Annotated in this window: 8 protein-coding genes; 7 read left to right on the top strand and 1 reads right to left on the bottom strand. The window is 32.2% G+C overall.

Annotated elements, in window-relative coordinates; genetic code table 11:
- Positions 1-125: 125 nt before the first annotated feature.
- The 4 genes from IC221_RS26435 to IC221_RS26420 all read left to right on the top strand — a co-directional run bounded on the left by IC221_RS26435 (position 126) and on the right by IC221_RS26420 (position 3,764).
- Positions 126-1,034, top strand: coding sequence for a hypothetical protein (locus IC221_RS26435; RefSeq protein ID WP_188171821.1), 909 nt, complete (start codon positions 126-128; stop codon positions 1,032-1,034).
- A gap of 120 nt (positions 1,035-1,154) precedes the next feature.
- Positions 1,155-2,042, top strand: a complete 888-nt coding sequence (locus IC221_RS26430) for a hypothetical protein (protein WP_188171820.1) — start codon at positions 1,155-1,157, stop codon at positions 2,040-2,042.
- A gap of 112 nt (positions 2,043-2,154) precedes the next feature.
- A complete protein-coding gene (locus IC221_RS26425; RefSeq protein ID WP_188171819.1) occupies positions 2,155-2,553 on the top strand; it encodes a nucleoside 2-deoxyribosyltransferase in 399 nt (132 codons plus the stop codon).
- A 254-nt stretch (positions 2,554-2,807) separates the two neighbouring features.
- The gene (locus IC221_RS26420; protein ID WP_188171818.1) at positions 2,808-3,764 is read left to right on the top strand and encodes a kelch repeat-containing protein; all 957 of its coding nucleotides are present in this window, start codon (positions 2,808-2,810) and stop codon (positions 3,762-3,764) included.
- Positions 3,765-4,184: 420 nt separating this feature from the next.
- Here the strand turns inward: IC221_RS26420 and IC221_RS26415 are convergent, their stop codons facing one another.
- Positions 4,185-6,422, bottom strand: coding sequence for a caspase family protein (locus tag IC221_RS26415; RefSeq protein WP_188171817.1), 2,238 nt, complete (start codon positions 6,420-6,422; stop codon positions 4,185-4,187).
- Positions 6,423-6,646: 224 nt separating this feature from the next.
- Between IC221_RS26415 and thrC the strand changes: the two genes are divergently transcribed.
- From thrC to IC221_RS26400, 3 genes are all read left to right on the top strand, one after another.
- Positions 6,647-7,972 (top strand): threonine synthase, encoded by a 1,326-nt coding sequence (thrC, locus tag IC221_RS26410; protein ID WP_188171816.1) that lies wholly within the window; start codon positions 6,647-6,649, stop codon positions 7,970-7,972.
- Positions 7,973-8,205: 233 nt separating this feature from the next.
- Positions 8,206-9,204 carry a helix-turn-helix transcriptional regulator gene (locus IC221_RS26405; protein ID WP_188171815.1) on the top strand — a complete coding sequence of 333 codons (999 nt, stop codon included), beginning with the start codon at positions 8,206-8,208 and terminating at the stop codon, positions 9,202-9,204.
- A 426-nt stretch (positions 9,205-9,630) separates the two neighbouring features.
- Entirely contained in the window at positions 9,631-10,029 is a 399-nt protein-coding gene (locus tag IC221_RS26400; protein WP_188171814.1) for a DUF3302 domain-containing protein, read from the top strand.
- Positions 10,030-10,035: the final 6 nt, after the last annotated feature.

Genomic DNA, 10,035 nt, shown 5'->3' with positions numbered 1-10,035 from the left:
CTTTTCATAGAATAAAGATCGACTTTAAATCAAATAATGAAAAATCAAAATTTTAAAAGAGCGAAAGCTCAGTTACTAATTATACTCATGAAGAATATTTTTTGGATAAAGGTTGGGGTTTATCAATGCTTATTAGTTATCAAGAAATAAAAGTTGTTAGAAATCTTCATAGTTTAGACAGAGCTTTTGTTGTTGAATTATTTAAAAAAGCACTATTATTAAATCCATTTCTTTTTCAAGATAAAAAGATCTATTCTATACTTTTAGATACTATGGATGATCAAAAAGAATTTAGTAATTATTGGTTCATTTACTTATTTGATGTTTATAGGTTGCATTTATTTTTTGGAATAGACATAGATTTTATAGTTAAAAATGATTTTGATCGATTCCATTCTTATTGGTTAGATTCTAGAAGTAATTATCCTGATAACTATTTCGATAAAAAATCAGAGAAACTGATTCCTTTCATTTCTAATCCAAAAGTAAAAGAACATCTAGTAAGTATTATTAAAATGGAGAAAGCAAATCGTTTATACCGAGATGGAAAATATGATGAAGCACTTACTTACTATCATGAACTAGATAGTTCTCTAATAAAATCAGATGATTCTAATTATAACTTTTATATAAAGTTGTCTCTTTTAAGAATGATTAATTCTTTGAAGGTGAAGAAAGATTATGATTTTCAATCTGCCAATTATATTGAAGATCATTACAAAGAGTATCATTTTTTGAGAAATAAAAATGATTTTAAAATTCTAATGTTGAAACAATATATTCATAGTTATCATAATAATGTAGAATTTCAAAAGGCTGTAATATATCAGTTTGATCATAGTATACTGAAGGAGGATTTAGTTTTATTATTGAAAGAAGAAGTCGAAATCATTAAAATGTACATTGATTATTGTATTCAATTAAAAACAGAAAAAAAGTACAAAGAAGCAGACTATTATCTAAAAAGGTGTAAGTCACTTTTCTATGATAATATTGATTTTATTGATGCTGAACTACAATCAAGAAGTAACTGATGACGAAAGTTTGATTCTTTTTCGGAAGTAAATGATCTCATTACGGAAAGCATAATAGTAAAAGGTTGCGTTTTAAACTCTTATTAAAACTAATCCATAATTACTAAATCAAAAACCAAAATGAGAAAATCATTATTGTATTTTATCTGTTTACTGTTCATGTCTTCAGCTGCAAATGCTCAACTGATTCCGGTAGAAATCGACCTTTCCAGAAAGAATCCTACTTATCCTTTTTTGCCAAAAGATATGCCCTCAGTGATCAATGATCTGGATCAAATCAAGCTATCTTCACCTGTATCTGTACTGACTGAAAATGAAGATTACATTTATGGTACTATCAAGTTTATTCAAGGTGGAACAAATAACCTAATTACAGTGATTCATGTAAAAGATCAGCTTTCTGGAGATAAAGTAAAATTGAAATTGGAGGATATAAAATCTATTATTCTGACAGGAGAAAAAACAATTTCATTAGAACAGCTTTCTGATCAGCATAAATCACTTAATTATGTTGGGGATAAAGATATTTCTGGGGTGAAAAAATTAGGTTTTGCTCAAAACCAAGTGACTTATTTTGAGAAAGTAAAAATCAAAAAAGGAAAGAAAGAAAAAGAAGTTCTGTTACAAGCTGTAAACTATGAGTGTATGGGCTGTAATTATGTGACTTTATATTTTGACCCTCAATCAAAATCAACTCAAGTAAAGGTGAACCTTGACATTAAAGAGCAAGGGTATCGTTATAAAGGTGCTGTGATGGAATTTGTTCCGGATGCTTATTATGTGAAAAATAACGGAACTGACGAAGTGATTCATATTTCACAAAAATCATATAAACAATCTAATGGAGAATATGCTCTATCGATTTATGAGGATGCAACGTTGGTTTCTAATTTAAAGAAAGGAAATGAAGCTTCTGTCAATAAATACAGTGAACAAAACTGGGCGTTCTTCTTATTGAATACCATCAATTATAACAATCAGTTAAATCTTCCTGTAGAAAGTAAATAGAAAAAAGGCTATTGAATCTAAAAAGTAAAATGTAGCTTTAAGCAGTAAATTCAAAGGTGGGGTATTCAATCTCTACATTGGGTTTACTGCTTTTAATTTATAGATAAAAAAGATGAAGATATATTTTTCAGGTTCAATCAGAGGCGGTAGAGAAGATGCTAAACTTTATGCCCAAATTATTGAAGAACTAAAGCAATACGGAGAGGTATTAACGGAACATATTGGTCAAATGGATCTTCAAGAAGATGAAATTACGGACATCCAAATACACGATCAGGATATGGCGTGGCTGACTGCTTCAGACGTTATTATTGCTGAAGTGACAGTACCATCATTAGGTGTGGGTTATGAAATTGGTAGAGGTTTGGAGATGAAGAAGCCGATTTATTGTTTCCATAGAACTGAAAAGACTTCAGCAATGATTTCTGGTTGTGAAACGATCAACACTTATAAGTATACTGAATTAGAAGAGATCAAAGTACTTTTTGAAAAAATATTTAAGGAGCTATAGCCCAATTTTGATGTATTTGTTAATAGAGCATGAAGTTTGTTGAGAGAAAAAACGTTCGAACTAATTTCTTGAAATTGTTCATGCTTTTAGATCGGGTTTTTTCTATATTGTGCTATTAGAAAACAGACAAAAGTAACTACAGCATCGTTCTTGAGTAAATTTGGTTATTTTTATCTGGCTATTTAATACTCTTAATTTTTATATATATCTACTACTAGAGATAGGATTACGAGCAATACAAAATTCAAAATTACATGAGAAAGCGACTTACTTTATTACTTTATTATCTCTTATCTTCATTGCTTGCGGTGGCTCAGTTGGCTCATACGAATCATAACACATTGTCTTCCAAAAAAGGTCAGGTATTGGAGTTTAAAGATCAAAAACAATTACTTTCTCCAAGATTAGGGTTCGGTTATGCAAATGATGCTAGTTATATCTATATGACTTCTGGAGTAACAGAAGGTAAAGAGTTTAGAAATACAATTGAGCGTTACAACCCAAAAGATAATACTTGGGAAGAGCTTTCGAAGAAGATGACTCCTTTGCAGTATTCTTCTCTTTCTTTAAATTCAGATAAACTGTATATCATTGGTGGTGTGACTAAAACGGGTAAAGTGAACTCGAAAGTGATAATCTATGATTTGAAGACAGGTAAGTTTTCAAAAGGAATGGAACAATCAACACCTACAGCAAGTTGTGGATCTGCTGTATGGGGAGGCCAAATTTATGTTTTTGGTGGAGCTTACGATAAAACATTTTATTCTAAAGTATTGAAAAGGTATGATCCTAAAACCAATACTTGGGAAAAGTTGGCAAACATGCCGGAAAAGAAAAGTACAAAAGGTGAAATCATCGATGGAAAACTTTATACTATTGGTGGTTATAATGGGGAAAAGGCATCCAATAGCGTAGACGTTTATGATATTTCTACAGATAAATGGGGACACGTATTTGATTTACCCGTTGAAGTGTCAGCACATGCTACAGCTGTAATTGATGGTAAAATATGGATTGTTGGAAATTATAATGAAGAAAGTTACTTGGCTTCTATTGATCCAATTAATAAGATATATATTGAATACAATTCAAATATGAAAGTGAGCCGTCATGGTGGGTGTGCTTATATCAATAATGAGTTATACATTTTTGGTGGTATAACATCTACGACAGGAAAGACATTGAATAGTGTTCAGAAACTAGAAATGTAATTTCTAAAGAGCATTTTAACAACAGGTCAATGGAGTAGTAATACTTGGTTGACCTTTTTTCTTTTTGGCAGTCAGCTATTTAGGAATAGCCTCAGAGTAGCCTGCTTGAATATGTTTTTTAATGAAAAGGAACTAATAATTAATTAGATACAATCAATATTCTGAAACAATTCGGAGGACTTTTTGATTATATTAGGTATATTATTTATTGATGAAACGTATTGTATTATAAAGCAGACCAATTTCAATCATGCGAAAGACTATCTATTTAATTATCCTTTGGTTTATCTATAAGGTGTTTTTAAGCCCTTATAATAGATCATCAAAAGTATTGATCAGGTTTAACTCTAAATTTTAATCTAAAAAAAAAAGCACAGATCACTTTACTGATCTGTGCTTTTTATATTTTGGAATGAACCTTTATTGTCTCAAACTACTTTCAAATGTAGTTGAACTAATACTCCAAACTGCTTTTACTTTACGTTCTTTCATCGAAAGCCCTCTAGTATTTGTATTGATGCTGTTCAGAAGGTTAACCAACGGATCTCCTCCCACTCCAGATCTTGTAGAGCGTACACCGTTTATATTAAATAATTGTTCCGGGTTTGGAATAGCTTCCTCAGAGGCCAAAACAAACATTTTATCCACTCCTGTTCCTTCAACAGTGAATTCAATATAATTGCCTTCTAAGTCTACAGGAACAACATCTTTTTCATATCCTTGAAGAATATTATCCGATTTATTGTCTGAGAAATCAAAAGGTAATAATAATTGCATTTCGCCGTCATCATCAATCATAAATACATACAAGAACATATTTCTCTTTTTCCAACGAGCAAATAAGGCAGGGTCTTTTTTGAAAGCTAAACGCATGTTTTGTCCTTCGTAAATTTTTCCTCCATCAATGATACTTCCGTTATCCAAATCTTGAAGACATAGTTTATATGGAAATGCCATGCTAGCAGGAGATCGAAGCGTCATCCACTTTTTTAAAGCACCAATTTTTTGAGCTTGATCAGTCAAATTGAATTTGAAAGATTGGCTATTTACATTTACAGGGTCGGCATAAGTAGGAAGAGTTCTTGTTTCTTCACTTTGAGCATTGGCTGATTGTAAAGTCCAAGCGTACTTTAATTTTCCATCTTCATAGAAACCACCTAAAATGTAAGAAGCTTCAATACTGCTTTTTGATAATTTGGTAGCAGATTCTCCAAATTCATCATCGAGCATTTTGTACTTACCGCTTGACAATGGAAGATTGACAAAAAGTTTTACATTGCTGTTGCCTTCACATGTTAATCCGGTTACAGCTTTCTTTACAACAGCGGGAGTAGGATTAGGAATCACTTTTTGTTGCCCGCATGTATTCGAAACAACCCATTGAGCAGTACTTTCATTAAAAGCCAATGTGTGAGTGCCTACTTCCCATGGTTTTATGATTTTAAAAGAAGATGAATTTAAGGATTGTAGGTCGTGACCAATACCCGTGATTTGAATATCACTCAACGAACTTTTAGAAGCATATACTACTAGGTTAGGGTGATTGGCATGTGCCCAAACTTTCACTTCAAAAGCATCTCCTTCTTTGATATTACTCAAACTTCCGCTTGTTACTTTGGCATAAGAACCTGTCATTCCATCAAGCGATGAAATTTCAAGCTCAATTCCTTTATTGTTTTTAAGCGTTGTTCCTTTGTTGATTTTTAAGGCAGCTCCACCCAATAGTTTTATTTCTCCTGAAGAAGAATTTACTTTCTCAACAAATAGAAGTGGATTATCAGAACTAGAAACGTTCTCACCGAATAAAGCTTTATTCATACGATCTTCTTGTCCTTCGAAAGTAGGGGTCTGTACTTTACCGTTGAATCGTAATAAAGAACGGATTCTTTTTTCTAATGTGGCTACATTTTCAACAGAAGGAGAAGCATTAATAGCTTGTAGAAATGCATCAGTAAAGGCACCTTGAGGAAGCCCTTCAGTGTTGACTGTTTCAGAAGCCGTTTCATTATTTTGAGCAGCAGAAATAATCAATGCTCCTCTTGTAGCAGGAGGAATAGTTTTAGGAACTGAAGTTTTGATATCAGGGAACTTGTGATTCAAACTTCTTGTAGCAGGCGTTTCTGCTGTTATGGCATTTCTACTGACCGAACCACTATGACAACTGTCAAAAATAGCAGTAACCATTGCTTTTTTATTGGTTAAAGAAAGCAAAAAGGCATTAAGTTCTGTGTCAAGAATATAATTCTGTTTTCCTTTGTAAGCATCAGAAGGAACAATACATTCTTGTGTTTTATCGGCTTCAAAGTGTCGACTGTTTTCTACTTGAGAACCATGTCCAGCGTAATAGAAGAATACGATGTCATTTGCTTTAGTGTTATCTTGAAGCCATTTAAAAGCTTCTTTTAATCCTTTAGTAGTAGTTTCTTCAGGGGTGTCTAATACTTTGATCACATCAAACTGATATTTACATTTTAAGACATTAGACATTGCGTTAGCATCCCTAACGGCACCATTAAGGTTTCTCCAGGTAAGTGTTTCTCCAGTGGGAGTGTCTGGTACATATTTGTCAATGCCAATCACAAGTGCAATTTTTTTAGCACTAGCATCTTGCAATAAAAAAGTGATGGCAATGAATACGAGTAAAATTGTTTTTTTCATAAAAAAAGGAATACAACAGAATAAGTATTGTTTGTACTATTTATCAAAAATACTAAATAATATAACAAGGCTGAGTATTAAATCATTGTAAAAACAAATGTAAATCACTTATTTTATTGAAATATTTTATTAAATGACTATATTTGCTTGTAATATTTTCAATAAAACACGATTATCTTTTACGGATATATCAATGTGATGCGAGAACGAAAAGAAGAAGTAAGATGATCTATTATAGCACTAAACGACAAGCGGAAGAGGCGAGTTTAAAGAAAGCACTCTTCAAAGGGTTACCAGAAGACAATGGTCTTTATATGCCTGAGACAATTGCGAAGTTACCTCAAGAATTCTTTGACAATATTGAGAATTTATCATTCCAAGATATTGCTTTTGAAGTAACCAATACTTTATTGGGTGGAGATGTACCTTCAGAAGAAATTCGCAAGATTGTAGATGATGCCGTTAACTTTGACGCACCAATAGTGAAAGTAGTAGATCAAATTTACGCGCTTGAATTATTCCATGGTCCTACTTTAGCATTCAAAGATTTTGGAGCAAGATTTATGGCTCGTCTAATGTCATATTTCTTAGACAAAGGAGAAAACCTACACATTTTAGTGGCAACATCAGGTGATACCGGTAGTGCTGTGGCACAAGGTTTCTTTGGTGTGGAAGGTATTCAAGTAACTATTCTTTACCCTAAAGGAAAAGTAAGTCCTATTCAAGAACAACAGTTGACGACCAATGGTGGTAACATTAAAGCTGTTGAGATTGAAGGTACTTTCGATGATTGCCAACGTTTGGTAAAAGAAGCATTCCTTGATAAAGAATTAAGTGAAGCATTGAATCTTACTTCAGCGAACTCTATCAATATTAGCCGTTTGATTCCTCAATCATTCTACTACTTCAATGCCTTTGCTCAATTGAAGAGAGAAGGATTTAAGAAAGTAGTATTCTGTACACCAAGTGGTAACTTCGGTAACCTTTGTGGTGGATTGATTGCGAACCGAATGGGATTGAAAGTAGAAAACTTTATTGCAGCTACAAACTCTAACAAAGTTGTTCCTGTTTACTTGAAAACGGAAGTTTTCCAACCGAAGACTTCAATTTCAACAATTTCAAATGCCATGGATGTTGGTAATCCTTCTAACTTTCCACGTTTATTGGAATTGACAGGTAATTCTTACGAGAAATTGACAAAGAGAATTACAGGTGCTTGGTACAGCGATGATGACACTGAAGCAACAATGAAAGAGGTGTATGATCAAACACAATATGTAATGTGTCCTCATACAGCAATTGCTTACAAAGCATTGAAGGAATATATGGATGCAAATGATTCAGGTAAAAAGACAGCAGGTGTTTTCTTATCTACAGCACATCCAGTGAAATTCGTAGAGATTGTTGAGCCAGTGATCAACAAGAAAATCGAAATTCCTCAACGTCTACAAGAAATCATTGAAAGACCAAAAGAGGCAACGTTAATGCCAGCTAGTTTCAAGCAGTTCAAAAAATATTTATTGAACGAAACTGAACTTGTAAAGAGTTAATCAGAAGAATTCATCATATTCTTCTTCTAAATATATCAGGTGAAAAGTAGTTATTTCAATTACTTTTCACCTTTTTTGTTTTAGATGCAAATCAAAAATACCACTATTTTTCTAATTTATTATTCAGTTAGATTTATCAGTGATAACTCTGTTTAACGCTTATAGAATAATAATTTAAGGTATTTTTCCTAAAGTTTCACCTTACGTACCCTAACCATTATTTCATTATCATAATGCTAGTTGAAATTACAGATAGAAATGTGTGGCTGAAAATATTAGCTCATTCATTAAATATTGATCTTAAAGAAGGGCAGGAACGATTTACTTTTGACAATGAATTTGGCAAAGGGACTTTCTCTTTATTTCGATTAGAAGAAGGAGTTGAGATTAGAAGTTCCAACTTTATTTTGAAACAAGAGATACTTTTTAAAGAACAAGCAGCGAAGGAAAAAAAATGTCTGTTGATTAATTTTTCATTTCATGGTTATCCCCAAGGAACGGTGATTGTTGAGCACCCTCAAGAGTCACTAGATGAGGAGAAAAAGGTATTACTTTATTCTGATAACTCAACAATCGTGGCTCGTTTTCAAGAGAATGAACCTAAGATATTCATTCAAATTAGTATTGATTTAGAATGGTTGAAAGCAAATTATAAAGATTTTATTGATAAATATTCCAATATCGATGTGGGATTGAGTACACAGAGGTCATACTTCGCCAAACAGTCTTATTCCTTACAACATCAAAAGTCTTTAGAAGAATTGATGTTCACGAATTATCCAGATGAGATAAAAAAACCAGTTTACAGAGGGTTAGTATTAATTATTTTAGCCGATATATTACATCAACTTCAGAAGTCAAACACAGCCCTAAAGAAACACTCTTTTTCAAGAGAAATTCAGATGGAGTTAGATGCTTTGGAAGAATATATAAAAAGTAATTTAGATAAGGAGATTACAATAGAAATGTTGTGCAAAAAAATTGGCTATTCAAAAACTAAACTTCATCACTTGTTTAAGGACTATTTTAAATATTCAATGTATGATTACATAAAATACTTGAAGTTAGCCAAAGCTAAAGCGCTGTTATTGACAACCGAACTTGCTGTATCAGAAGTGGCAATACAAGTTGGTTACCAATCTGTACCTCACTTTACTAATCGTTTTAAGAAAGAATTTGGCGTTACTCCTATCCAGTTCCGAAAAGGTTTTGATACAGAAATTATACATTAATGGGATGTTTAAACTTTAATAAACGTACTCTAATTACCGACATCTATTAGACTTCATAACTCAGAATTTGACATTTATCACTGTATGTTATTGTGTTTTGGTGATAATTATCATTAATGAATTTGTTTAAGTGTGAACAATATTAAAATGAACAATCGCATAATAATAAATGGATTTTCAAATAATAATTTTGTTGAACCATAAACTATATTTGACGTATCAATTAAATAAGTTACACGTTTTCAAAGAGTTGTTTGTACTTAATTTTATACTAATAATTGATTAATCCGGAGAGTTATTTGAACGATTGTATGTAAATAATCTTGATGCCAGTATTAATCATAGTTCTTTAAACCATTATCACAGTACCTTCAATATACGAGGAGAGGTACTTCAAATTGATACCTAATAAAATTCTTATTTGAGATGAAGAAGAAAATTACCTTTTCGTTTTTATTCCTGATGTATGTATTGGTGACAATGCCTACTTCTGCATTTGCTATGGTTAGTCCTGATAAAGTAAATGCTTTTGCTGATATTATGGCTTGGGTAGTAATCAGTGTTGTACCTATTGTATTGGCTGTTGTTTTCTGGAAAATTCATATTATTCCAGAACAAATTGCTAAAAAGAGAAATCACCCTCAAGCAGATTCAATTCACATTATGTGTTTACTTTCATTGGTTATGGGAGGTATGTTATGGCCTATCGCATTGATTTGGGCTTATTCTAATCCATATCAAATTCATGTCACTGAAAAGCAAGCCTTTGGTGAGACTTCAGAGACACAAGAATCTGAAGAAATAAAAAAAACAGACGTCGCCTAATTTAAG

The organism is Flammeovirga sp. EKP202, assembly GCF_014534745.1.
Classification (GTDB): domain Bacteria; phylum Bacteroidota; class Bacteroidia; order Cytophagales; family Flammeovirgaceae; genus Flammeovirga.
Note: the sequence above shows the minus strand (reverse complement) of the source record. Positions and strands in the feature narration are given on the sequence as shown.